Origin of the sequence: Archangium gephyra, assembly GCF_049060025.1 — a bacterium.
Lineage (GTDB): Bacteria > Myxococcota > Myxococcia > Myxococcales > Myxococcaceae > Archangium > Archangium gephyra_A.
Window position 1 is genome coordinate 10,844,892 of the sequence record NZ_JBMEQQ010000002.1, and the last position, 24,191, is coordinate 10,869,082.

Annotated in this window: 17 protein-coding genes, 1 tRNA gene and 4 pseudogenes; 16 read left to right on the forward strand and 6 right to left on the reverse strand. The window is 65.3% G+C overall.

All coding sequences use genetic code 11. The features are described from left to right. The first annotated feature begins 112 nt into the window (after nt 1-112). The 7 genes from gap (at nt 113) to ACN28I_RS47465 (ending at nt 9,097) form a co-directional block, all read left to right on the forward strand. Nucleotides 113-1,123 (forward strand): type I glyceraldehyde-3-phosphate dehydrogenase, encoded by a 1,011-nt coding sequence (gene gap, locus ACN28I_RS47435; protein WP_420948453.1) that lies wholly within the window; start codon nt 113-115, stop codon nt 1,121-1,123. 35 nt (nt 1,124-1,158) lie between these two features. Beyond that, nucleotides 1,159-2,346, forward strand: a complete 1,188-nt coding sequence (locus tag ACN28I_RS47440) for a phosphoglycerate kinase (protein ID WP_420948454.1) — start codon at nt 1,159-1,161, stop codon at nt 2,344-2,346. 33 nt (nt 2,347-2,379) lie between these two features. Then, nucleotides 2,380-3,153, forward strand: a complete 774-nt coding sequence (gene tpiA / locus ACN28I_RS47445; RefSeq protein WP_420948455.1) for a triose-phosphate isomerase — start codon at nt 2,380-2,382, stop codon at nt 3,151-3,153. An 82-nt stretch (nt 3,154-3,235) separates the two neighbouring features. Beyond that, nucleotides 3,236-3,718, forward strand: a complete 483-nt coding sequence (gene secG / locus ACN28I_RS47450; RefSeq protein WP_420948456.1) for a preprotein translocase subunit SecG — start codon at nt 3,236-3,238, stop codon at nt 3,716-3,718. 133 nt (nt 3,719-3,851) lie between these two features. After that, nucleotides 3,852-3,933: transfer RNA gene (locus tag ACN28I_RS47455), tRNA-Leu, on the forward strand. A gap of 713 nt (nt 3,934-4,646) precedes the next feature. Next, nucleotides 4,647-6,749: a site-specific DNA-methyltransferase gene (locus ACN28I_RS47460; RefSeq protein ID WP_420948457.1), complete on the forward strand. Its 2,103-nt coding sequence runs from the start codon at nt 4,647-4,649 to the stop codon at nt 6,747-6,749. Next, nucleotides 6,746-9,097, forward strand: coding sequence for a DEAD/DEAH box helicase family protein (locus ACN28I_RS47465; protein WP_420948458.1), 2,352 nt, complete (start codon nt 6,746-6,748; stop codon nt 9,095-9,097). The genes ACN28I_RS47460 and ACN28I_RS47465 overlap by 4 nt, the downstream gene beginning before the upstream one ends. Nucleotides 9,098-9,395: 298 nt before the next feature. On the opposite strand, the pseudogene ACN28I_RS47470 reads toward ACN28I_RS47465, so the two are convergent. Continuing rightward, nucleotides 9,396-9,737, reverse strand: a pseudogene (locus ACN28I_RS47470) (IS3 family transposase); the annotation flags it as partial. Between the two features lie 233 nt (nt 9,738-9,970). Here ACN28I_RS47470 and istA point away from each other — a divergent pair. Beyond that, nucleotides 9,971-11,492 (forward strand): annotated as a pseudogene (gene istA / locus ACN28I_RS47475) (IS21 family transposase). Between the two features lie 146 nt (nt 11,493-11,638). Beyond that, on the forward strand, nt 11,639-12,397 hold the full coding sequence (istB, locus tag ACN28I_RS47480) for an IS21-like element helper ATPase IstB (RefSeq protein WP_420948459.1): 759 nt from the start codon (nt 11,639-11,641) through the stop codon (nt 12,395-12,397). Nucleotides 12,398-12,495: 98 nt separating this feature from the next. Here istB and ACN28I_RS47485 read toward each other — a convergent pair. Further along, nucleotides 12,496-12,855: pseudogene (locus ACN28I_RS47485) on the reverse strand (DDE-type integrase/transposase/recombinase); the annotation flags it as partial. 79 nt (nt 12,856-12,934) lie between these two features. Here ACN28I_RS47485 and ACN28I_RS47490 point away from each other — a divergent pair. The 3 genes from ACN28I_RS47490 to tnpC all read left to right on the forward strand — a co-directional run bounded on the left by ACN28I_RS47490 (nt 12,935) and on the right by tnpC (nt 15,243). Continuing rightward, a complete protein-coding gene (locus tag ACN28I_RS47490) occupies nt 12,935-13,336 on the forward strand; it encodes a hypothetical protein (RefSeq protein ID WP_420948460.1) in 402 nt (133 codons plus the stop codon). Further along, nucleotides 13,330-13,710, forward strand: coding sequence for an IS66 family insertion sequence element accessory protein TnpB (tnpB, locus tag ACN28I_RS47495; RefSeq protein ID WP_420948461.1), 381 nt, complete (start codon nt 13,330-13,332; stop codon nt 13,708-13,710). The genes ACN28I_RS47490 and tnpB overlap by 7 nt, the downstream gene beginning before the upstream one ends. A 204-nt stretch (nt 13,711-13,914) precedes the next feature. After that, a complete protein-coding gene (gene tnpC, locus ACN28I_RS47500) occupies nt 13,915-15,243 on the forward strand; it encodes an IS66 family transposase (protein WP_420948862.1) in 1,329 nt (442 codons plus the stop codon). Here the strand turns inward: tnpC and ACN28I_RS47505 are convergent. Together ACN28I_RS47505 and ACN28I_RS47510 are read right to left on the reverse strand one after the other, a co-directional pair. After that, nucleotides 15,228-15,800: pseudogene (locus ACN28I_RS47505) on the reverse strand (transposase); the annotation flags it as partial. The gene tnpC and the pseudogene ACN28I_RS47505 overlap by 16 nt on opposite strands. 258 nt (nt 15,801-16,058) lie before the next feature. Then, nucleotides 16,059-16,820, reverse strand: a complete 762-nt coding sequence (locus ACN28I_RS47510) for a class I SAM-dependent methyltransferase (protein WP_420948462.1) — start codon at nt 16,818-16,820, stop codon at nt 16,059-16,061. Nucleotides 16,821-17,122: 302 nt separating this feature from the next. Here ACN28I_RS47510 and ACN28I_RS47515 point away from each other — a divergent pair, with 302 nt between their 5' ends. Continuing rightward, nucleotides 17,123-18,643, forward strand: a complete 1,521-nt coding sequence (locus tag ACN28I_RS47515) for an acetyl-CoA hydrolase/transferase C-terminal domain-containing protein (protein ID WP_420948463.1) — start codon at nt 17,123-17,125, stop codon at nt 18,641-18,643. A 6-nt stretch (nt 18,644-18,649) separates the two neighbouring features. Here ACN28I_RS47515 and ACN28I_RS47520 read toward each other — a convergent pair whose 3' ends face one another. Beyond that, the gene (locus ACN28I_RS47520; protein ID WP_420948464.1) at nt 18,650-19,534 is read right to left on the reverse strand and encodes a LysR substrate-binding domain-containing protein; all 885 of its coding nucleotides are present in this window, start codon (nt 19,532-19,534) and stop codon (nt 18,650-18,652) included. 100 nt (nt 19,535-19,634) lie between these two features. On the opposite strand from ACN28I_RS47520, the gene ACN28I_RS47525 reads away from it, so the two are divergent. Beyond that, complete coding sequence (locus ACN28I_RS47525; protein ID WP_420948465.1) at nt 19,635-21,272, forward strand: acetolactate synthase large subunit; 1,638 nt, start codon at nt 19,635-19,637, stop codon at nt 21,270-21,272. Between the two features lie 33 nt (nt 21,273-21,305). Then, a complete protein-coding gene (locus ACN28I_RS47530) occupies nt 21,306-22,739 on the forward strand; it encodes an aldehyde dehydrogenase family protein (protein WP_420948466.1) in 1,434 nt (477 codons plus the stop codon). A 30-nt stretch (nt 22,740-22,769) separates the two neighbouring features. On the opposite strand, the gene ACN28I_RS47535 is transcribed toward ACN28I_RS47530, so the two are convergent. Further along, entirely contained in the window at nt 22,770-23,114 is a 345-nt protein-coding gene (locus ACN28I_RS47535) for a DUF3703 domain-containing protein (RefSeq protein ID WP_420948467.1), read from the reverse strand. A 50-nt stretch (nt 23,115-23,164) separates the two neighbouring features. Here ACN28I_RS47535 and ACN28I_RS47540 point away from each other — a divergent pair, with 50 nt between their 5' ends. Continuing rightward, entirely contained in the window at nt 23,165-23,971 is an 807-nt protein-coding gene (locus ACN28I_RS47540; RefSeq protein ID WP_420948468.1) for a hypothetical protein, read from the forward strand. The last annotated feature ends 220 nt before the right edge of the window (nt 23,972-24,191 follow it).

The window sequence follows — 24,191 nt, forward strand, 5'->3', positions numbered from 1 at the left end:
GTCACATGCCTACGGTCGGCCGCCCTTTCCCACGGCGGGGGGACGTACGGCCCGTCGTGTGCCTGTGAGCTTTCCAACCTCGTCTTTCCACTTCCTCTAAGGAGACTGAGACATGGCCACCAAGATTGCCATCAACGGGTTCGGTCGTATCGGCCGCTGCGTGCTTCGCGCCGCCCTGAGCCGCAAGGAGGACCTCGACTTCGTCGCCATCAACGACCTGGACGAGCCGGCCGCGCTGGCCCACCTCTTCAAGTACGACTCCGTGCACGGCATGTGGCCGGGCACCGTGAAGGCCACGGACAAGGGCATCGTCATCGACGGCAAGGAGATCGCCGTCACCGCCCAGAAGGACCCGAGCGCGCTGCCCTGGAAGTCCCTGGGCGCCGACATCGTGCTCGAGTGCACCGGCCGCTTCACCGAGCGCGATGACGCCGCCAAGCACATGGGCGCGGGCGCCAGGAAGGTCATCATCTCCGCGCCGGCCAAGGGCCCGGACCTGACCCTCGCCTACGGCATCAACCACGACCAGTACGATCCGAAGAAGCACCACATCCTCTCCAACGCCTCGTGCACCACCAACTGCCTGGCGCCGCTGGGCAAGGTGCTGCTGGAGAACTTCGGCATCGAGAAGGGCGTGATGACCACCATCCACAGCTACACCAACGACCAGCGCATCCTGGATCTCACGCACAAGGATCTGCGCCGCGCCCGCGCCGCCGCGCTGTCGATGATTCCCGCCTCCACCGGCGCCGCGAAGGCCATCGGTGAGGTGCTCCCGGCGCTCAAGGGCAAGATGAACGGCCAGGCGGTGCGCGTGCCCACCCCGAACGTGTCCCTGGTGGACCTGACCGTCGTGACCAGCAAGTCCGTCACCGTCGACGCCGTCAACGCCGCCTTCAAGGCCGCCGCCGAGGGCCCGCTCAAGGGCATCCTCCAGTACAGCGACGAGCTGACCGTCTCCGTCGACTACAACGGCAACCCGCACTCCTCCATCTTCGACTCCACCAACACCATGGTCATGGGCGACAACCTGCTCAAGGTGATGGCCTGGTACGACAACGAGTGGGGCTTCTCCAACCGCATGGTGGATACGGCGAAGTTCCTCGCCTCCAAGGGGCTGTAAGCAGTTCAACGGGCGTTCCGAGTGGGAGGACCGAGATGATCCGCTACATCGACGACATGCAGCTCACCGGCAAGCGCGTCTTCATCCGGGTGGACTTCAACGTTCCCCTGGAAGGCAAGCGCATCACCGACGACACCCGCATCCGCGAGGCGCTGCCGACCATCCGGCGCGCCCTGGAGCTGGGCGGCAAGGTGATTCTGGCCTCCCACCTCGGGCGTCCCAAGGGACCGGATCCGAAGCTCTCGCTGGAGCCGGCCGCGAGCCGCCTCAGCGAGCTGCTCGGCGCCAAGCACGAGGTCATCCTCGCCGACGACTGCGTGGGTGACGGCGTGCGCAAGCTGGTGAAGGACCTGAAGGACGGCCAGGTGCTCATGCTCGAGAACCTGCGCTTCCACAAGGAGGAGGAGGCCAACGACGACGCCTTCGCGCGCGAGCTGGCCACCTTCGCCGACGTCTACATCAACGACGCCTTCGGTACCGCGCACCGCGCCCATGCCTCCACCGCGGGCATGGTGCCCCACGTGAAGGAGAAGGGCGCCGGCCTCCTGATGCGCAAGGAGCTGGAGTACCTGGGCGGGGCGCTGAAGAACCCCACCAAGCCCTTCGTGGCCATCCTGGGCGGCTCCAAGGTGAGCGACAAGATCAAGGTGATCGAAAGCCTGCTGCCCAAGGTGGACGCGCTGCTCATCGGCGGCGCCATGGCCTACACCTTCCTCAAGGCGCAGGGGATTGAAGTGGGCAAGAGCCGCGTGGAGGAGGACAAGCTGTCGCTGGCCACGCGCATGCTCGAGGCGGCGCAGCGGCTGAAGACGTCGCTGGTGCTGCCCGTGGACCACGTCTGCAGCACCGAGCCCACGGACAAGGGCCCTGTGCGCGAGGTGGCCGACCGCGCCATCCCCGCGGACCTGATGGGCCTGGACATCGGCCCCAAGACGCGGGCCATGTACTCCGAGCACATCCGCAGCGCCAAGACGGTGGTGTGGAACGGCCCCATGGGCATGTTCGAGATCGAGAAGTACGCCGCGGGCACGCGCACGGTGGCCGAGTCCATGGCCATCAACAAGGACGCCATCACGATCGTCGGCGGCGGAGACAGCGCCGCGGCGGTGACGCAGATGGGGCTGGCGCCCAAGCTCAGCCACGTGTCCACCGGCGGTGGGGCCTCGCTGGAGTTCCTCGAGGGCCGCGACCTGCCGGGCGTGAAGGCGCTGGAGACGAAGTAGTCGGCCGTACCCAACACCACGGAGACAGTCCTCATGGCGGCACAGGCGCGACGGAAGCTCATCGCCGGTAACTGGAAGATGAACAAGACCATCTCCGAGGGGCTCGCACTGGTGCGCGAGCTCAAGGGGCTGGTGGCCTCCCTTCCGGGAGACCGGGTGCAGCTCGCCGTGGCGCCGCCGTTCCTCGCGCTGCAGGCGGTGGCGAAGGAGCTCGAGGGCTCTGCCGTGAAGCTGGCCGCCCAGAACTGCCACTGGGAGGCCAGCGGGGCGTACACGGGCGAGGTGTCCGCGCAGATGCTGAAGGACGTGGGGTGCGCCTACGTCATCGTGGGCCACTCCGAGCGCCGGCAGTACTTCGGCGAGACGGACGAGACGGTGAACAAGCGGACCCGGGCGGTGGTGGGGGCGGGGATGACGCCCATCATCTGCGTGGGCGAGACGCTGGCCGAGCGCGAGGCCAACCGCACCCTGGAGGTGGTGGAGCGGCAGGTGGCGGGTGCGCTGAAGGGCTTCCAGGCGGCCGAGGTGGCGGGTTTCGTCCTGGCCTACGAGCCGGTGTGGGCGATTGGGACGGGCCGGACGGCCACCAGCGCCCAGGCCCAGGAGGTCCACCGGGCCATCCGCGAGCAGCTCGGGCGGCTGTACGACCAGGGGACGGCGAACCGGGTGCTCCTCCAGTACGGAGGGAGCGTGAAGCCGGACAACGCGGCGGAATTGCTGGGCCAGCCGGACGTGGACGGGGCGCTGGTGGGTGGGGCGAGCCTGAAGGCGGGCGACTTCGCGGCGATCGCGAAGGGCGGGGTGTGATCGCAGGAAGATTGTCACGGCCCGGCCCGTTCGGTTAGGCTGCGCGGCCTTTCATCCAGGACCGGAAAGAAGAGCTTAAAGCATGTTGACCTTCGTGACGATCGTGCACGTCGTGCTGTGCGTGTTCATGATCTTCGTCATCCTGTTGCAGCCCGGGAAGGACGCCGGCATGGGTTCGGCCCTGGGTGGCGGTGCCGCGACGAGCGCCTTCGGTGGCCGCGGTGCGACGACCTTCCTGACCAAGATCACCGGCGTCTGCGCGGCGCTGTTCTTCCTGACGTCGCTGGGCCTGTCCTTCGTGGGCATGCGCACGTCGGTGGCGGGCTCGCTGGTGAACAAGCCGGCGGCGACGCAGCCGGCTCAGGCGCCGCAGCAGGGCATGGGGCAGCCGGGTGCTGGGGCTCCTCCGGCGGGCCAGGTGCCTCCGGCGAATCCTCAGGAGGCGGCTCCTCCGGCGCCGGGCTCGGGTGCGCCTCCCGCTCCCGCGCAGCAGGCTCCGGCCGCTCCGGGCAGCGTGGAGCAGCCGCGTCCGGCCGACGCTCCGGCTCCGGCGCCCGGGCAGTAGGCGGGCGGCCACCCGGCGGAAGAAAGCGGGTGGCGGAGTCGTTAAAAATCGTTGTTGCAGACAGCGCGGTTCGTGGTACTAGAGGCCGCGTTGTTTCCGGGGCGACTCACTCAGTCGAGACCGCGCCGGAAATGCCCAGGTGGTGGAACTGGTAGACACACCATCTTGAGGGGGTGGCGCCGAAAGGTGTGCGGGTTCGAATCCCGCCCTGGGCACTCCGAAAGAAGCCTCCGAGTCCAAGCGACTCGGGGGCTTTTTTCGTTTCCGGGCCAAGCATCATTCAGGTTCGGGCTGAGATGGGCGTAGCGCATGGTCATATCTCCATGTCGGTGGTGGGCGTACCCCCGCCATCACCTGGACGGCCTTGTGCGGTACCCGTGCATGACTAGGTGGCTGGCGAAGGAGATAGGCAAGACAGAGTCCCTTGTTGCGGGGGCGACTTGGGTAGAGAACAGGGCCGAACTGGGCTCCTACGGGAGCGTTCGTCGGCCGCGTGCCCAGACTGGCAATTCCGCTGGAGGCAAACGCCGGCCCTTGTCGCCCGCTCATGAGGGGCGCAGACCAGGGGTTGCCCATTGGGAACATGGGTAGTCTCAAGTGCTCCCGTATGTATGGCCTGTCGGCTCGCGGCGCTGTTAGGTACGCCAGTTGCTGCTACTGGCCCCCACGCAGGGGCTCTTGAAGACGTCCACCCTGCGCGTGTGTGCCGCAGCAGTCGCTTCATCCAAGCTGCTGGCGCGCTTGTTCTTTGCCTCAAGCTCAGAGGCGGCCTACCCTCCGCCCACTCTTCTGGCGCTGCCTCGCTGAGGAGAGCGAGCTGACTCTCCTCTACCTTGAGCTTCCGCTGTTCACCGTGGGAGAGTGTCAGACCTCAGGTATACTGAACATATGACCAGGGCGGTTGCCCACTAAGCAAGGAACTGCATCGATGCCGTCCGGTCGGAATCGGGAAAAAATGGAGCAGGCGAAGGGCGTGCTCCTGCAAGCTGCGATGACTTCCAAGGAGCTGCACAAGCGGGTGATGGAGGGGGGACGGGTGATAAAGGCGGAAACGGAGAAAAAGGCGAAGCAGGTACAGTACGAGATTTTCCGACGAGAAGAATTGATTCAACTCCTCGTCCAACGCGATGCTGAGGAGTCCGGAGGGATCCGGATGAGCTACAAGGGACAGACTCCCCCTTGGCAGATCATCCGCCGCGTTCAGCCTCGCCGTCAGAAGATCGAGGCACGTCTTTCAGTCGGAAGCGAGGAGCAACAGTCTGGAAATCTCCTCGTAGAAGGCGAAAACCTTCAAGCGATGGTGTCCTTGTACAAATACAGGGGACAGGTTGACCTCGTTCTGACAGATCCTCCCTACAACACTGGAGAGGACTTCAGGTATAACGACCGCTGGGATGAGGACCCGAACGATCCAGATTTAGGACGCCTAGTTCCTGCGGATGATGGCTCACGTCACAGCAAGTGGCTGCGGTTCATGACGCCGCGACTCTGGATGATGAGGGAGATGCTCAAGCCCTCAGGCATTCTCGCAATCTGCATCGATTACCGCGAATTGTTCCGACTGGGGATGTTGCTCGACCAGATTTTTGGAGAGGACAATCGCCTGGGCATCATCAATTGGCAGAAGTCATATGCGCCCCGGAACGATCATAAGCGACTGTCCACAGCCACGGAATACATCCTTGTCTATGCAAAGGCGGTTGATCGTTCAAAAACGGGTCTGCTTCCACGAACTGAGGCGATGAATGCGCGCTATGGATCTCCAGATGGCGATTCTCGAAAGTGGAAGCCGGGAGATCTGACCGCGCCGGGGGCTGCAAAGAACCCACCGATGGTTTACGGGGTTCAATCGCCGTTCACTGGGAAGTTGGAATATCCATCGCCGGGGCGATGCTGGACACCAGGGAAGCAGCGTCTCAAGAAGCTACTTGAGGCGTGGGGCTCCACGTATATCGAAGTCGATATCAAAGACAGCCGTGCGAAGGCGTTGCTAATTGATGGGGCGCCCAAACCAGGAGACGAAGATTTTTCGCCGGACCATCCTGTTCTTAAGAAGGCACGCCAAAAGGCCGAGAAGATCCGCGATGCTGGATTTTGGCCCGAAGCGCACTGGCGAGACCAAGGTCAGGGCACTTTTGGAATCAAGAAGTATCTCGAAGAAGTAAAGCAGGGAATTGTGCCTACGACGTATTGGGCGGAGGACGAGTACGAACTCCCGTTTGAAATTGGCTCTACATCATGGGCCCATGCGGAATCCGGACATAGTCAGACAGGAATCAATGAACTCGACGCCATTGTCGGAAGGGGGCATGGTTTTGAGACGGTCAAACCCCTCAAGTTGATGAAGAAGATCATTCAGATCTGGTGCCAGCCAAATGGCATTGTTATGGATCCTTTTGCTGGGTCGGGCACAGTTGCGCATGCCGTTCTCGACTTGAATCAGGAAAGCGATGCTCAACGGCGGTTTATCCTAGTTGAGCAGGGCCGTCCGGAGCGGGGCGACCCGTATGCCCGCGGTTTGACTGCTGAACGCGTCCGGCGGGTAATTAGTGGTGATTGGGCATCTGGCGCCAGACCCCCATTGGCGGGGGGTTTTCGTTTTACGCAACTATCGAAAGCAGTAGATGCGGATGCGGTTCTTGCTCTGGAAAGAGAAGAAATGCTCGATCTACTGATAACAAGCCATTGGGACCAAAGCGAGCGATCAGGTTCGCACCTTCGGCGGCTGCCAGCTGGGGCGCATCGTTACCTTTTTGCGACTAACAGTCGAGGAGAAGGATACTTCTTGGTTTGGAACGGGCCAAACAAGGCTTCCGTTTTGAACCGGGACGCATTTAGAGCCATTGCCGCAGAGGCAAAAACTGGCGGTCTGAAGCCTCCTTTTCACGTCTATGCAAGAATCTCCACATATAGTGGTCCAAACATTGAATTCTATCAAATTCCCAATCGGATTCTTGAGAAGCTTGGATTCAATGAGGCTGTGCAGCCTTTTTCAAGCGGCGAGTCTGCTGAAGGTGGTGATGCGGAGTGAGTGCGTTTGATCTCTTGCCATTTCAGGTCCGAGCATCCGACCAGATTGCTCAGCGCTTTCTCTTGCTCCGTGACGATCCCCGACGTCCAACCGTACATCGCAACTGGGATGTCCCGTTCTATCAAGCGCTTTCAGCTTTGACGGGAGCTGGCAAGACTCCCATTTTGGCTGACGCGATAGCGCAGATTCGTGCGGCCGTGTCAGTGGAGCCTCTCGTCCTTTGGATCTCGAAGAGTAGAGCAGTTGTGGAACAGACTTTTGGGAACTTTGAGCCTGGCGGTAAATACGAGGGACTGATTGAAGGCTTTCAAGTCGAGAACCTTCTGGGGCTCACACCTGACCGTATCGCCGATACGTCAGTTCCTCGTCTTGCGCTTGCTACGGTTGGTAGCTTCAATCAGAAGGACAGGGCTGATGGAACGCTGCGTGTTCACAAGATTGAACAGGATCGAGCCAACGATTCGCTTTGGGATTTGTTGAGAGACCGGAAGAACTCCTTTGGCCAGAGACGCCCACTGTTTGTTGTCTATGACGAGGGTCACAACCTCTCAGACCAGCAATCAGAGCTTCTCCTGGAACTAGAGCCTGATGTGATCTTGGTGGCGAGTGCTACCATGAAAACTCCAGCTCGAATTGCACGACTGGTTGAGCGCCTTCGTGAGCATGGCTGGTCCAACGAACTGCAGAACCCCGAAGATGAAGTTCGACCAAGCCTCATCACTGCCGTCAATACGCGAGAGGTGGTCGAGAGTGGATTGGTAAAGAGGCAACTCGTGCTTGGTGGCTACTCAGCACTCATGGAATCCGTGTTGGATGACATGCTCGTGCAAATGGCAGACACGGCTGCAAAAGCCGAGACGCTGGGGGCCGGATTCACACCCAAGGCAATCTACGTTTGCAGAACAAATATCAGTCAGGATGACGGTGCTTCAGATAACCCATCACGTCCATTCAAGGATCGTAGAGCACCGCCAATCTTAATCTGGCGGTATCTGACGGAGCAGAAGGGCATTGATCCTTCTACGATCGCTGTCTATTGTGACTTGAAATTTGAGCGAAGGGATCATCCGCCACCGAGCGACTTTGTCCTGTTTTCTGGCGGAGAGGAAGATTTTGCCTCATTTCGCGCAGGAAATTTCCAACACATCATCTTCAATCTGAGCTTGCAGGAGGGATGGGACGATCCCTCCTGTTGCTTTGCATACATCGATAAGTCGATGGGCTCGGGACTCCAAATTGAGCAAGTGATCGGTCGCGTCCTACGTCAGCCGGGGGCAAGACACTATCCAGATCCTGAACTCAATACTGCGAATTTTTATATTAGAGTTGATGACAAGCAGGAGTTTCCAAAAATCCTCGAAACTGTCCGTAGGAAGATTGCAGCCGAGTTGCCTGAGATTCGTCTTGATAGCTACGCTGGTGCTGGTGACCGACAACGTATGCGGTTGCTGCCCAAGGATGTCCTGCATGTGCCAGAAATTCATATAGATTCTGATGGCGCCGCAGAGCCCTTGGATTCAGCGGTTCGCATGTTGAATGATTACCGGCGTGATACCATAAATACGGCTGGCAAAGGTGAGCATTTGCGAGCAGTGCAGTTGATTGGACACGGAGCGAAAGCGGAGGTGTCATCGAAGGAGACGCCACATTCGAATCGCGTCATGGCTAGATGGATAATGCGTCGCGCTGTCCAGGCGCTTTTCCCGGAAGTTGTGAAGACGATTGATTGGTCAGATGGGCGATTTGATGCCCGCGTGGAAGTTACGAGTTCTGCGGCTGCCAATCTGCGCGCGGAGGCCGAACGCCTCGTTCAGATTTATCTGGATAATAGTGATCTGGCCTTTGAGGAAGAGAATCTATACCAAGTGGCGCCTGTGCTTGTGAATCCCGCGAAGATGGAGCGATTTGAGAACTCGCTTCATGAGGGTTATAGCGATTTGAACGCGGATGAACTCGCATTTGCGAGAGCGCTTGATAATGTCGGCCTCTCTTGGGTCAGAAACCCGGCAAACGGTGGATTTTCGATTCCTCTGCTAGAGAAGGGAGAGGTCCGTAATTTCTTTCCAGACTTTCTGGTGTGGCGGGCCGATGTTGTGTTTGCTCTAGATCCAAAGGGGGAGCACCTCATCCACCGTGATGCGTGTTTGAAGTTGATGGACATCAGGGATGAAAAGGGTGCGCGGAAGGTTGTGGTTCGGCTCATCACTCCTGGCAAGTGGCAGGAGGAGACAAGAAAGAAGCTCGGATCTACCGGCATGACTGTTTGGTCCCTCGGAAAGGGCGGTAAGATCAGGGCACGCCACTGTGAAACATTGACTGCCGCTGTCGAGGTATGCCTGAAGCTCTAAACCAACGCTTACGATCTAAGTTCGAGTTTCGCAGTTTCGGGCGACCTGAAGGAGCGAGCGGCGGATGCGCTGGTGGGCTGGTAGCCCACGCTCCCGGTGGCGCCTTCCAGCTTGCCTGAAGATCGCACAGGGAGCGAAGCTGGAGAGCGCGTGGGCAGGACATTAAAGGTCATGTTGGAGAAGATGACGGCAGAGGTGGGCCGCTGAAACCGGTGCAGGCACTGCCTCGGTCCGACAGGAGGCTCGCCAAGATACTGCCCGACATGTTGGGCTTGCCCCGGTTACGTGGACAGTAGGGTTAAGATGCCAACTTCTGCGGTAAGGCTGCAAGCTCAAAATCCACTGGGCTGACGTAGCCCAACGAAGAGTGCCGCCGCAGGCGGTTGTAGAAGACCTCGATGTATTCGAAGAGGGCCAGCCGGGCCTGCTCGTGCGTGGCGAAGGCGGTGGTGTAGACGAGCTCCAACTTCAAGCTGCTGAAGAAGCTCTCCACCACGGCGTTGTCCCAGCAGTTGCCCTTGCGCGACATGCTGCACTCAATTCCTCGCGCGGCCAGCGCCTGCTGGTAGTCGATGCTGGCGTACTGGCTGCCCCGGTCCGAGTGGTGCAGCAGTCCTCGCGGTGGCTGACGTCCCTTGAGCTGCGTGCACCGGGCCATGTGGAACACCGATTCCGGGGCAAGTGGAACACTGATTCCGGAGCAAGTGGAACGCCCATTCCGACCATGTGGAACACCGATTCCGGGCAAGTGGAACGCACCCGGCAGGTAGGCCGAGGGATGGGCGACACAGTGGAGCGTTGACGGTGCTGGACGAGCCGCCGCCTCTGATCTCCCCGAAGAAGGAGGTCTTGATGGCGGCAGAGAGGCTGTCCATGCGCAAGCTGAGAGAGTTGTTGAGGCAGAGGTTGGAGCTGAAGCTGTCGGTGCGGGAGATAGCCCGGAGCCTGGGAATCGGCGTGGGCACGGTCAACCGCTACCTGTACCGGGCGCAGGCGGCGAAGCTGACGAGTTGGCCGCTGGCGCCGGAGCTGGACGACGACGCGGCGCTCACGGCGCTGCTGTTCGCGGACGAGGGGAAGGTGGTAGCGAGCCGGCCCGAGCCGGACTGGGCGCACGTGCACGCGGAAGCTCAGGAAGAAGGGCGTCACCAAGTCGCTGCTGTGGCAGGAGTACCGGGAGACGCACCCGGAGGGCTACCAGTACAGCCAGTTCTGCGAGCGCTACGCGCGGTGGGCCAAGAGCGTGAGCGTCACCATGCGCCAGGAGCACCGTGCCGGGGAGAAGTGCTTCATGGACTTCAGCGGCGATGGGCTGCAAGTCCACGACGCGGTGAGCGGCGAGGTGCGTGTGGCGAAGCTGTACGTGGCGGTACTGGGGGCCAGCAACTACACGTACGTGGAGCCCGTCTTCAGCGAGGACGTGGGCACGTGGGTGGGGTGCAACCAGAGGGCGTTCGCGTACTTCGGAGGCGTGTCGGAGATGGCGGTGCCCGACAACCTGAAGGCAGCGGTGACGCGCACCAACCGGTACGAGCCGGACATCAATCCCAGCTACGCGGACATGGCGAGGCACTACGGCTTCGCGGTGGTGCCTGCGCGGCCGCGCAAGCCGCGGGACAAGGCGAAGGCGGAGAACGGGGTGCTGCTGGCCGAGAGGTGGATTCTGGCGGCGCTGCGCAACCGGCGCTTCACGTCGCTTGGCGAGGTGCGCGAGGCGGTGGCGGTGCTGCTGGAGAAGTTGAACACGCGGCCCATGCGCAAGCTGAGCAAGAGCCGCCGGCAACTCTTCGAGGAGGTAGAGAAGGCGGCCCTCAAGCCGCTGCCGGACAAGCCCTACGAGTTGGCGCACTGGAAGAAGGCGCGCGTCAACGTGGACTACCACGTGGAGGTGGAGGGGCACTGTTACAGCGTGCCCTACGGGCTGGTGGGGCAGCAGGTGGAGGTGCGCTACACAGCCTCGTGCGTGGAGGTGTTGCAGGGAGGCCGGCGCGTGGCCAGCCACGTGCGCAGTGAGGAGCGCGGACGCTTCACCACCCAGGCCGAGCACATGCCCAAGAGCCACCGCGCGCATGCGGAGTGGACGCCGAGCCGGATTCTCTCCTGGGCCGCCACGGTGGGCCCCAGCACGGCGGCACTGGTGGAGGAGGTGATGAAGCGCCGCCCCCACCCCGAGCAGGGCTTCCGCTCGGCCCTGGGTGTCATCCGCCTGGCGCAGCGCCACGGGCAGCAGCGCGTGGAGAAGGCGTGCGCCAGGGCCGTGCGCCACCGCGCCTACAGTTACAAGTCCGTGGCCGCCATCCTCCAACACCACCTCGAGGACGCGGAGGCGGCGCACGAGGACAAGGGAGCGCTGCCACAGCACGAGAACGTGCGAGGCGCCAGCTACTACCACTGAAGCCTCCCGCGCCCGGCCACGGTGCGCGGACAACTCTCCGCGGTGCTGGCCCTCGCGGCCCGCTACCACGCAGGACGCCTGCGCGCGCCCTTCGGGCGCGCTCCGGCGGCTCAACACCCAACAACCCCCAACGAAGAGACGAGACGATGCTGACGGAGCAGACGCTGGAGAAGCTCAACGCGATGAAGCTGTACGGCATGGCCAACTACCTGCGCACCTGGATGGAGCGGCCAGCGGACACGCAGCTGGGCCCGACGGAGCTGGTGGGCCTGCTGGCGGACGCCGAGTGGGTGCACCGGGAGAACAAGAAGCTCACCTCGCGCCTGCGCAACGCGCGGCTGCGCCAGACGGCGTGCCTGGAGGACATCGACTACAGCCTGGCGCGCGGGCTGACGAAGGCGCAGGTAATGGAGCTGTCCACCTCGCGCTGGGTGGCGCAGGCGCAGAACGTGCTGGTGACGGGCCCCACCGGCGTGGGCAAGAGCTTCCTGGCGTGCGCGCTCGGACAGAAGGCGTGCCGCGACGGCTACGGCGTGGTGTACCGCCGTGCCTCGCGTCTCTTCGACGAGCTGGCGCAGGCTCGCGCCGACGGCACCTACCCGCACCTGCTGCGCAGGCTCGCCAAGGCCCAGGTGCTGATTCTGGACGACTTCGGCCTGGAGCCCCTGGGCACCAGCGAGCGCAAGGAACTGCTCGAGGTGTTGGAGGACAGGTATGGCTCCGGCGCCACCGTGGTGACGTCCCAACTCGACCCCAAGGACTGGCACGCGGTGATTGGCGAGGCCACCCTCGCCGACGCCATCCTCGACCGGCTGGTGCACAACGCCCATCGGCTCAAGCTCACGGGCGACTCGGTGCGCGACCCGGAAAGGAATTTGACCCGGTCCAAGAAGGGGGCGAAGTGAACCCCGGCCAGCGTCGCTGACGCTCCGACTGTTCCACATGGCCGGAACGGGTGTTCCACTTCGCCCGGAACGAGTGTTCCACTTCGCCGGAATACGCATTTGAGCGCCATGTCCAGGGCGTTGAGCACCAGATGCCTGTCAATGTGCTCGCTCATGGACCAGCCCACCACCTTGCGAGAGAAGAGGTCCATGACGACGGCCAGGTAGAGCCAGCCCTGCCTCGTCCCCACGTAGGTAATGTCCGTGGCCCAGGTGCTATTGGGCTGGCCGGGGGAGAAGTTGCGCTCGAGGATGTTGGGAGCCACGGGCTGGTTGTGGCGTGAGTCCGTCGTGCGCACGAAGCGACGTCTCTTGCGCGCAGCCAGGCCCTGCTCGTTCATGAGGCGGGCCACTCGCTTGCGACTCACGCGCTGCCCGCGGGCACGCAGCTCCGCGTGGACGCGAGGACTGCCGTACGTGCGTAACTGCTCGCCGGACCCCGTCATGACGAGAGGGGCCGTGGCGTGAGACCTCCGGGCCACAAACCTGGAGGTGCACATGGAGAAGGAGTTGGAGCAGTTCCGGCAGGAAGTGGAGCGACTGCGAGCGGGGCGCAAAGCAGGCTCGGGCCCATTCCCGGAGCCGCTGCGCGCGTTCGCGGTGCGCTACCTGGCGTACGCGCAGGAGAAGGGCGACACGCTGAAGGCGGTGGTGGAGAGGCTGGGGGTGTCGGAGCCGACGTTGCAGGCGTGGAGGCGGGGGCAGACGCCCGGCGGCAAGAAGACGCAGAGCAGTGAGCCGAGGGCCGCGCCGCTGCTGCCCGTGGTGGCGCACGCGCCGAAGGAGCACGCACCCTCGCCAGTGGCGACTACCTTCGCGGTAGTGTCGCCCCAGGGCTGGCGCGTGGAAGGGCTGGGCCTGGAGGAAGCGGCGCAGTTGCTGCGGAGGCTGGCGTGCTGACGCTCACGCGGGCGGTGCGGGTGTTCGCCTGCGCGCAGCCGGTGGACATGCGCAAGGGATTCGACGGACTGAGCGCCGTGGTGGAGCAGCAGCTGGGAGGGCAGCTTCTCAAGGGCGATGTCTTCCTCTTCGTCGGACGGTGCCGCCGCCGCGCCAAGGTGCTGTACTTCGACGGCACGGGGCTTTTGCTGCTCACCAAACGCCTCTTCAAGGGACGCTTCGCCAGGCCCTGGGTACAGGCGGGTGCGCCGAGCGTGGAGCTGACGGTGGCCGAGCTGTCACTGTTTTTGGAGGGCTGCGAGCTGGCTGGGCGCTGGAAGCTGTCACCCCCCGCCTTCGAAGAGAAAGAGCTTGCGGTGGCGCACGCGGCGTAGCACTACCGCGCAAGTATGGTGCGCCTCGAGCACGTGACGGACCTGGAGACGGCCAAGCAGATGGCCGCGCTGCTCGAGGCGGAGAATGCGCGGCTGCACCAGCGGCTGGAGGTGCTGGTGCAGGAGAATGCGCGGCTCAAGGGCGAGGACGCCCAGGAGCGGTTGCAACTGGAGCTGACGCAGCTCAAGGAGCAGCTGGCCCTCATGCAGCAGCGCCTGTTCGGCGCCTCCAGCGAGAAGCGCAAGCCAGCCGCGGAGGCGACGCCGCCGGCGAGTGCACGCAAGCAGCGCGGACACGGGCCGCGAGCCCAACCGGAGCTGCCCGTGCAGGAGGTGGTGCTGCCCCTGGACGAGGCTGACAAGGTGTGCGGCCTGTGCGGCGGGGCGTTGAAGGAGTGGACGGGACAGACGGAGGACAGCCAGGAGGTGAGCGTGGTGGAGCGCCACTTCGTCCTCAAGCGCTACCGCCGGCAGAAGTACCGCTGCCCCTGCGGGTGCGCGCCCGTCACCGCGCCGGCCCCGCCGCGCCTCATTGAGGGCGGCCGCTATTCGGTGGACTTCGCCGTCCACGTCGCCCTCCAAAAGTATTGCTTCCACCTGCCGCTGGCGCGCCAGGAGCGCATGTTTTTGCGCGAGGGCCTGGTGGTGGACAGCCAGACGCTCTGGGACCAGCTCAACGCGCTGGCCCACCACCTGCGGCCCAGCTACGAGGCGCTGCCTGCTGTTGTTTTCTCCTCGCCCCTCATCCACGCCGATGAGACGCACTGGTACATGCTGGACAAGGGGCCGGGGAAGAAGTGGTACGCGTGGACGGTGGCTTGTCCCGAGGCGGTGTACCACCGGATTCTGCCCAGTCGCTCCGGGGCCACCGCCAGGCAGGTGCTGGGCGACTACAAGGGCATAGCCATGGTGGACGGCTATGCCGCCTACCAGACGGCGACGAAGTCCGGTGCGGACGGGCCAGCCTCCTGCTCCCTGGTTTTTTGCTGGGCTCACGTGCGACGCAAATTCGTGGAGGCCGAGAAGGTGGCCCCCGCGTGCGCCGAGGTGCTGTCTCTCATTGGCCAGCTGTATGCCATTGAGGCCGACCTGCCCAACCCCCACGTGCTGGCGGGGGAGCAACAGGCCGCGGCACTCACGCACCGTCTGGCGGTGCGACGGGAGAAGTCCGCCCCGCTGGTGGCTGCAATCCGCGAGTGGGCGCTGGCCCAGCGCTCGCTGCCGGGCAGCAGCTTGCGCAAGGCGCTCGAGTACATGCTGGAGCTGTGGAGCGGGCTGACCGTCTTCCTCTCCAATGCCTGGGTGCCACTGGACAACAACCTGGTGGAGCGGCAGCTGCGCGACATGGTGGTGGGCCGAAAGAATCACTACGGCTCCAAGTCGCTGCGTGGCACCGAGGTGGCGGCCCTCTTCTACTCGCTGATTGAGACGGCCCGCCTACGCGGTGAGGACCCGGGGCGCTACCTGCTGCGCGCCGCGCTCGCCGCCATCGAGACTCCCGGCACCGTCACGCTCCCGGCCAGCTCCGACTGACGCAGCCGCGCCCTGCCTCGATGCCCGGCGGGCTCATCTCTGCCCCGTCCAGACGGGGCGCGGCGAGTTGTTACGTACGTGCCGCGGCTCTCCTGATGCACCTCCGTCACCACTTCGGCCAGGGCCTGGTCCGCCTTGTGCCGCTCGGACTCCCGGGCGCTCCTTCCAGGCGTAGTAGCCCGAGCGCGACACGCCCAGCTGCTGGCACATGAAGTCCACAGGGAAGTGGGCCTTCTCCGCGTCGATGAACTCGAACTTCACCTCGAGGTCTCCTTCGCGAAGAAGGCCGCCGCTTTTTTTAGGAAATCGCGCTCCATCTCCAGATGACGCACCTCCTTGCGCAGCCGGACCAACTCCTCCCGCTCGGTTGCGGAGAGTGCGCCTGCTGGCTCCTTGTTCTTGCCCCCGTCGGCCTCGCGCACCCAGTTGCGCAGAGCCGACTCGGTCAGGTCGATGTCGTTGGCGACCTGGGGCAGGCTCTTGCTGCCCTCGCGCACCAGCCGGACCGCATCGGCCCTGAACTCCGAAGTGAAACTCCGCCTCTTCCTTCGCTCCATGAACACTACCTCCCGTGTAGCCGACTTATGAGGTGTGTCCACAAAACCGGCTCTCCCGCAGTTTGTGTGAATCCTGGGTGCAGGCGGGAGACTTCACGACTGGGGACCTCCTGCTCGCCGCTCATGAACCACACGAAGCGCGGGAGAGCCACAAAACCGGGGCAGGCTCAAGGAGCACCTGTCGCGTCTCAGAAGGAAGCCCGTGGCGTAGTAGGAGCGGCGGTAGCTCCGGGCTGGTGCTGCCGCCACTCCGGCCCGTCAGGTGCCCGCCGTCACTTTCATGAAGAGGGCGTGCTGGCTGCGGTTCACACGGGTCAGCGCGGGGTGCCGTTCGAAGACGTGCGCCTGCTCACTCACGTCGCGGACGTTGACGTACAGCAGGTAGAGGTCGCGTGGAGCGTGCCGCCACGAGCGGGCCACCCGGGTGATGACGCGCTCCATCGTCGGGTCATCGAAGGGATTGAAGAAGAAGCACACCAGGGGCTCGACCGGTGGCTCCCATTCGAGCGCGTCCGCGCAGACCGCCTCCAACATCTGGCAGCGCTGCCCGGGGCTCCGGAAGACGCCCAGGTTGTTGACGGCCACCTCATGCAGCCCGGGCGCGAACTCCACGCCGACGATGCGCTGGAAGGGGTACTCCGAGGCGAGCATGAGCGCCTTGCCCTTGCCGGAGCCGTAGTCCACGAAGGTGAAGTGCTCGAGGGGCAGGCCGGTCTCGCGCAGCGTTTCGTGGAAGACGCCGGCCCAGATGCCCCGGTAGAGGCCGTTGCCCCGCCCCGCCTTCTCGGGAGGCACCCCTACCTCCGTCAGGGGAGACTCGCCCGCGGTCTCGACTCCATGGGCCTGGTCGAACTCCCGGGCGAGCGCGCTCTCGTGCGCGAGGTTGCGCGCGAAGGCGCGGCGGGACGGCACGACGTGCCAGGCGACGGCGTTCGTCGCATGCAAGAAGGCTGTTTGCAGGCCCTGCGTCCTGGCCAGATTCACCAGCTTCAGGGTGCCCTGCTGGAGCCAGCTTGCCATCCCGGCGAGGTCATGACCGGCTTGAGGGAGTGATGTGCCCATGCCTCCAGGGGGTAGGGCTTCGAACCTGGAAGTGCCAGTGCGCCGGGCTTTCGGGTTTGGTGGGAACGATCACCCCATGACGGTTTCAGGTCCGGATGCGTTCGCGAGCTGATTCGCCGGAGACAGCGGCGCGTGGAGTTCCAGCTCCAGGTGACGTGAGGGTTTTTTTTCGTTTCCCGGGATGAGGCGGCCCTGGTTGCATGGGCGGCAGCAGGACACTGCATCAAGGCGGCACTCCGCCGCATTCGACCAGGATTTCCATGAGCACACTGCGGGACCGCATCGAGAACGCTGAGCTGCTGGCCAAGGTCGTTCCAGTCGAGGAGGCGGTGAAGCACGTCACCGATGGCAGCACCGTGGCCATCAGCGGCTTCACCAAGTCGGGTGAGCCGAAGACCTTCTTCCCGGCGCTCGCCCGGCACTTCACCGAGACGGCACCCCAGGCCCGCATCACCCTGTTGAGTGGTGCCTCGCTCTCGGACGATGTGGAAGGGCCCATGGCCCCCTTCATCCGCAAGCGCGGGCCGTACATGTCCTCGGCCGTGTCGCGCAAGCTCATCCACTCGGGGGAGATGGACTTCACCGACGTCCACCTGTCCGCTTTCGCGCGCAACCTGATGTACGGGTTCTACGGGGAGATCGACGTCGCCGTCGTCGAGGTGTCCCGCATCCGCCCGGACGGCAGCCTCGTCCTCTCCTCCTCGGTGGGCATCTCCGCCGAGGCGCTCGCCCGGGCGCGCAAGGTCATCCTCGAGGTGAACACCGAGGTGCCGGACTACACCGGCTTCCATGACATCGTCCTGCCGACCGTCCACCCCAAGGTGGGCTGGCCGCTGCCGGTGGTGAACGTGCGCGACCGCATCGGCACCCCCTACGTCGAGTTCGATCGCAGCAAGGTGGTGGCCGTTGTCGAGTCCCGCACGCCCGACCACCCAGTGCCCTTCAAGGCCGCGAGCGAGACGGACCGCCGCATCGCGCAGAACGTCATCGACTTCCTCCTGCAGTGCCGTCAGCAGTTCGACTGGGGCAAGCGCCTGCCCCCCATCCAGTCCGGGGTGGGCAACGTGGCCAACGCCATCATCGGCGAGCTCTACGCGTCCCCCTTCCAGAAGATCCGATTCTGGACCGAGGTCTTCCAGGACGGAATGCTGCGCTACGTGGAGGATGACGCGAAGTTCGAGACCGCCTCGGCCACCGCCGTGTCCTTCTCGGCCGAGGGGCGCCGGCGCTTCATGGAGCTGTTCGAGCGCTGCCGGGACAAGCTGGTGCTGCGGCCCATGTGGCTGTCCAACAACCCGGAGATCATCTCGCGGCTGTTCGTCATCGCGATGAACACCCCCATCGAGGTGGACATCTACGGGCACGTCAACTCCACGCACATCGACGGCTCGCGCATCGTCAACGGGCTGGGAGGCTCGGGGGACTTCTTCCGCAACGCCTACCTGAGCATCGTGCACACGCCGTCCACCCGGCCGCTGAAGGACGGGCGCACGGTGAGCTGCGTGATGCCGTACGTGCGGCACATCGACCACACCGAGCACGACATCAAGTGCGTCGTCACCGAGCACGGCTACGCGCTCAACATGGACATCCGCTCGCCCAAGCGGCGCGCGGTGGACATCATCGAGCGGTGCGCGCACCCGCACTTCCGCCCGTTGCTGCACGCCTACCTGGACATGGCGGGGGCAGGGGACGAGCCCCGGCCCACCGACATGAAGGCCCTGGAGGGCTGGTGGCGGGACTACGACACGGCCTGCCGCAACTTCCCGAAGGGCGGCTGAGGCCGCTCAGGCTCCGACCTCCTTCGCACGCTCGCGCACTTCCGCCGCGAACAACTCCGCGGCGGGCGTGCGTGGCGCGCCCTTGCGCCACAGGATCGCCGCGAGCTCGGAGCGCGGGGCAGGGGAGAGCCGCTTCACCACCAGCCGCTCGGCGTCGGCCATCCGAGGCTCGGGGAGCACCGTGACGGCGAGGCCCGCGCGCACGATGGCGAGCACGGTGGCCACCGCGTTGGACTCGAGCGCGATGTGCGGCGTGAACCGCATGGCATCGAACCAGGTGTCCACGCGCGCGCGTACGCGCAGCCCCCGGGAGAGCAGCGCGAACGGCTCGTCCTCGAGCTGCCGCAGTGCCACGGACGCCGCTCCCGCCAACGGGTGCCCCTTCGCGACGAAGAGCGCGAGCCTGCTGTCGAAGACGGGTTCCGTGTCGAGGTCCGGTGAGCGCGCGGGCGCATACCCCAGCCCCACATCCAGCTTGCCATCCGAGAGCCGCCGCTCCAGCCGGCGCACGACTGCCTCCTCGGCGCTCAGCGCCAGGCCCGGGTGTCGGCGCAGCACGGCGGCCAAAGCTGGGACCACGACCCCTCGCATGCTGGGCGGGTAGCCCACGCGCAGTGCACCCGTCGTCAGTCCGCGCAGTGCACTCACCGCCACCCGGCCCGCGTCCACGTCCTCCAGCGCACGCGAGGCGTACGTGCGGAACAGTTCCCCCGCCTGCGTCAGCCGCACGCCGCTGCGCGCGCGCTCGAAGAGGAGCGAGCCGAGCTCCTCCTCAAGCTGCCGGATCTGCTGCGACAGCGTGGGCTGCGAGACGTGGATGCGCCGCGCGGCCCGTCCGAAATGCAGGGTCTCGGCGACGGCGGAGAAGTAGCGGAGGTGGCGGAGCTCCATTCCACCATCATAGGCATTGCCTATCGAGACCATGGGAACAAACGAATGTACGAATCGGCCGCCGCGCTTGATTCTCTCCGTGTCCCAGAGGAGAGAGCCCATGAAGGCATCAGACCTGTTCGTCAAAGCACTCGAAGCCGAGGGTGTGCGCTGCGTCTTTGGACTTCCCGGTGAGGAGAACCTGGACCTGCTCGAGTCGATGCGCGCCTCGGGCATGCGCCTCGTCGTCACGCGCCACGAGCAGGCCGCGGGTTTCATGGCCGCCACGTGGGGACGGCTCACCGGCCGCGCGGGCGTGTGCCTCGCGACGCTCGGGCCTGGTGCGACCAACCTCGTCACGGCCGCGGCGTACGCCCAGCTCGGCGCCATGCCCATGGTGATGCTCACCGGCCAGAAGCCCATCAAGGCCAGCAAGCAGGGCCACTTCCAGATCGTCGACGTCGTGGGAATGATGCGGCCGCTCACCAAGTCCACCCGCACGCTCGTCTCCGCGGAGCATGTCCCCTCGGCGGTGCGCGAGGCCTTCCGCCGCGCGGAGGAGGAGCGTCCCGGCGCCACCCACCTGGAGCTGCCCGAGGACGTGGCGCGTGAGTCCACGGACACTGCGCCCCTCGCGGCCAGCGTTCACCGCCGGCCCGTGGCCGACGAGGCCTCCATCGCCCTGGCAGTCGAGACCATCGCGTCCGCCCGCCGCCCGCTGCTCATGATCGGCGCGGGCGCCAACCGCAAGCTCACCTCGGAGATGCTCCGCGTCTTCGTGGAGCGCGTGGGGATTCCCTTCTTCAGCACCCAGATGGGCAAGGGCGTGGTGGATGAGACGCACCCGCTCTGGATGGGCACGGCCGCGCTCTCCGATGGGGACTTCGTCCACCGCGCCATCGAGGCCTCGGACTGCATCATCAACGTCGGCCACGATGTCATCGAGAAGCCGCCGTTCGTCATGCGCGACAACCGCCGCACGGTGGTCCACTTGAACTTCTCGCCGGCCGAGGTGGACCCCGTCTACTTCCCGCAGGTCCAGGTGACCGGCGACATCGCCAACGCGGTGTGGCGCATCGCCGAGTGCGTCGGCCCGCGCTCGCACTGGGACTTCGCTCCCTTCGAGCGCGCCCGCGCGGGGCTCGATGCGCAGCTCGCGCACGGCACCGGCGACGACCGCTTCCCCATCTACCCCGCGCGGCTCGTCGCCGAGGTGCGGCGCGCCATGCCGGACGACGGAATCGTGTGTCTGGACAACGGCATGTACAAGCTCTGGTTCGCTCGCTACTACCGCTGCCGCCGGCCCAACACGCTGCTGCTCGACAACGCGCTCGCGACCATGGGGGCGGGGCTCCCCTCCGCCATCGCCGCGAAGCTGGTCCACCCCCGGCGCAAGGTGCTCGCCGTCTGCGGTGACGGCGGGTTCATGATGAACTCGCAGGAACTCGAGACGGCGGTGCGCCTGAAGCTGGATCTGACCGTGGTCGTGGTGCGCGACGACGGCTACGGGATGATTCGATGGAAGCAGGGCGAGATGGGGCTCCCCGACTTCGGGATGGAGCTGGGCAACCCGGACTTCGTCCGCTACGCCGAGGCGTACGGCGCGCGTGGACACCGCCCGTCGAGCGCCTCGGAGTTCGGCTCCACGCTCGCGCGCGGCCTGGACTCGGGTGGCGTGCACGTCATCGATCTGCCCATCGATTACTCGGACAACGCTCGTGCGCTCGGTGCCGGTGACGAGGACGGCGCCGCACGCTGAGCCACGGACAAGAGAGAGAAAGTGAGGAGCGCCATGCTGGCTGAACGTTACCCGTATTACCTGGCCAACCGCCCGAGGCAGCCCAACGCGGAGCTGGCCGTGACCGATAAATACTCTGGCGAGGTCGTGACGCGTGTCGCGCTCGCGGACGCGCGCGCCGTGGAGGAGGCCATTGCCGCGGCGGTGCGCGCGGCGGGCCCGATGCGGCGGCTGGCTCCGTACGCACGGCAGGAGGTGCTCGAGCACTGCGTGCGCCGCTTCCGCGAGCGGGCCGAGGAGCTCGCACTCGCGCTCTGCATCGAAGCGGGCAAGCCCCTCCGTGACGCACGGGGCGAAGTCTCCCGGCTGATCGACACCTTCAAGGCCGCCGCCGAGGAGTCCGTTCGTGGCGGGGGCGAGGTGCTGAACCTGGAGGTCTCACGGCGCGCGGACGGTTACCGCGGCTTCACCCAGCGGGTGCCCGTGGGCCCGTGCTCGTTCATCACGCCGTTCAACTTCCCGCTCAACCTGGTGGCGCACAAGGTGGCGCCCGCCATTGCCGCGGGCTGTCCGTTCGTGCTCAAGCCCTCGGACCGCACGCCCGTGAGCGCGGCGATCATGGCCGAGGTACTCGCCGAAACAGACCTCCCCGAGGGGGCCTTCTCCGTCCTCACGACACGCCTCGAGGACATCGGGCCGTTCATCGAGGATGACCGGCTGAAGCTGCTCTCGTTCACCGGCTCGGAGAAGGTGGGGTGGGAGCTCAAGGCACGCGCCGGACGCAAGAAGGTGGTCCTGGAGCTCGGCGGCAACGCGGCCTGCGTGGTGGACCGCGATCAGGGTGAGCGTCTGGACTTCGTCGCGGACCGCGTGGCCCACGGTGCCTTCTTCCAGGCGGGGCAGAGCTGCATCTCGGTGCAGCGTGTGCTCGTGCACGAGGAACTGTACGGCGCGCTGCGTGAGCGGCTCGTCGCTCGGGCGCGGGCGCTGCGCGCGGGAGACCCCAGGGACGAGGCCACCACGCTCGGCCCGATGATCGACGAGGCCGCCGCGCGGCGGCTGGAGGGCTGGATCGAGCGCGCGGTGGGGCGTGGTGCGCGCGTGCTGGCCGGGGGAGGGCGGCGCGGCGCACTGCTCGAGGCCACCGTGCTGGAGGGCGTGCCCGCCGACGAGCCCCTGTGCGCGGAAGAGGCCTTCGGGCCGGTCGTGCTGCTCCAGCCCTTCCGCTCCTTCGAGGACGCGCTGCGCGAAGTGAACGCCGGGCGCTACGGGCTGCAGGCGGGCCTCTTCACCAACGACCTGTCGCGGGCGATGCGGGCGTGGGACGAGCTGGAGGTGGGCGGCGTCGTCGTGGGCGACGTGCCGAGCTTCCGCGTCGACACGATGCCCTACGGCGGCGTGAAGGGCTCGGGACTGGGCCGCGAGGGCGTGAAGTACGCCATCGAGGACATGACCGAGCTGCGGCTGCTCGTGCTGCGCCAGGGGTGAGCTTCGCGCACGGCCAGGAGCCCTCCGCGTTCAGGCGTCGCGGAGCAGGGCCTGGAGATCCTCGGGGATGGGCATGGGGGTGAAGATGCCCACGTTCGCGCCGCCCGTGTTTCCCAGGGGCGCACGTCCCAGCAGGGAGCCAGGACCGGCGAGCAGCAGCCGTGGAATCTGTCCCAGGAGCTCACGCGGATTTCTCGTGCGCCAGGCGAAGGTGAACATCGCGCAGTGCACCCGGATGTGCGGTCCGGCATGGGCCTGACTCAGGATGTGCGCGCGCTCGAGGCTCGTCCACGCGGAGGCCAGGTCTCCACGGGTCTCGGCCTCCCGGAACTGTTGCAGCTCGTGCTCGAAATGGTGTCGCAGTCTGGGCTTCATGGTCCCGGGGCGTATAGCATGCGCATCCCTTATTTCCCCGGGAGACTCGAATGAACCGCTTCGCCAGGATCGCTGTGGTGTCGCTAGGGCTGTTACTCGCCATGCAGGGGACGGCCCGCGCCGATGGACTCGGCACCATCCCCTACGGCGACAACTGCTGGGGCACCGGCACCGATGCCGATCGCGATGGGCTCAACGACGACTGTGAGTACCAGGTCGCCTTCTGGTTCATGCCCCTCTTCTGGTTCGACAGCGGCGAGAGCGGCCATGCCCGGCGCCCCTACTTCGCGGTGAAGAGCACCAGCTTCTCCACCCGCACCCTCCAGATCTTCTACATGGACACCTTCTTCGAGGACACCGGCGTCACCACCGGCCACGACGGAGATCCCGAGTTCCAGATCCTCGAGGTCCATTACTCCGCCGGCAGGTGGTACCTCGACTGGGCCTACCTGTCCGCCCACCGCAAGAGCAGCTGTGACTCGTCGGCCTGGTACTCGTATGGGCAGCTCGAATACGACACCGCGATCGACTCCCGCAATGCCTCTCGCGGCTGGCCCACGCTCTACATGGCTGAAGACAAACACGCCAGCTACAACAACCTGAGCACCTGTGACAAGGGCTGCTTCGCCCAGGACTACTGCAGCCGCACCACCTATCAATATCTCGATACCGCCACCACCAACCGGCTCGTCTCCCGGAACGTGGGCTCCACCACGGTGCAGCTCATCAACTCCGTCATCCTCAACGGCAAGACCGAGCGGCTGCTCGACGATGTGGAGTTCAAGGGCTGGGATGATCAGTGGTACCGGCCCAACTCGCAGGGCTACCGCCGCCACCTGAACGACTTCGGCTTCTAGTCCTCCGTGCTCAACGCCCCCGTGCCTCCTGGAACCCCGGAGCGTCCTGCCGCAAGGACGCGTGCTCGCACCGCCGTGGGGCTCGCCGCCACGGCGCTGCTCCTCGCGCTCGCAGTCTCGTGGTGGCCCCGGCCCGAGGGCGAGCAGCCGCCCCGCGTGCCCCCCGCCACCGAGCGCCGTCCGCCCGTCGCGGAGAGCCCGCCTCCGGTGCCTTCCGTTG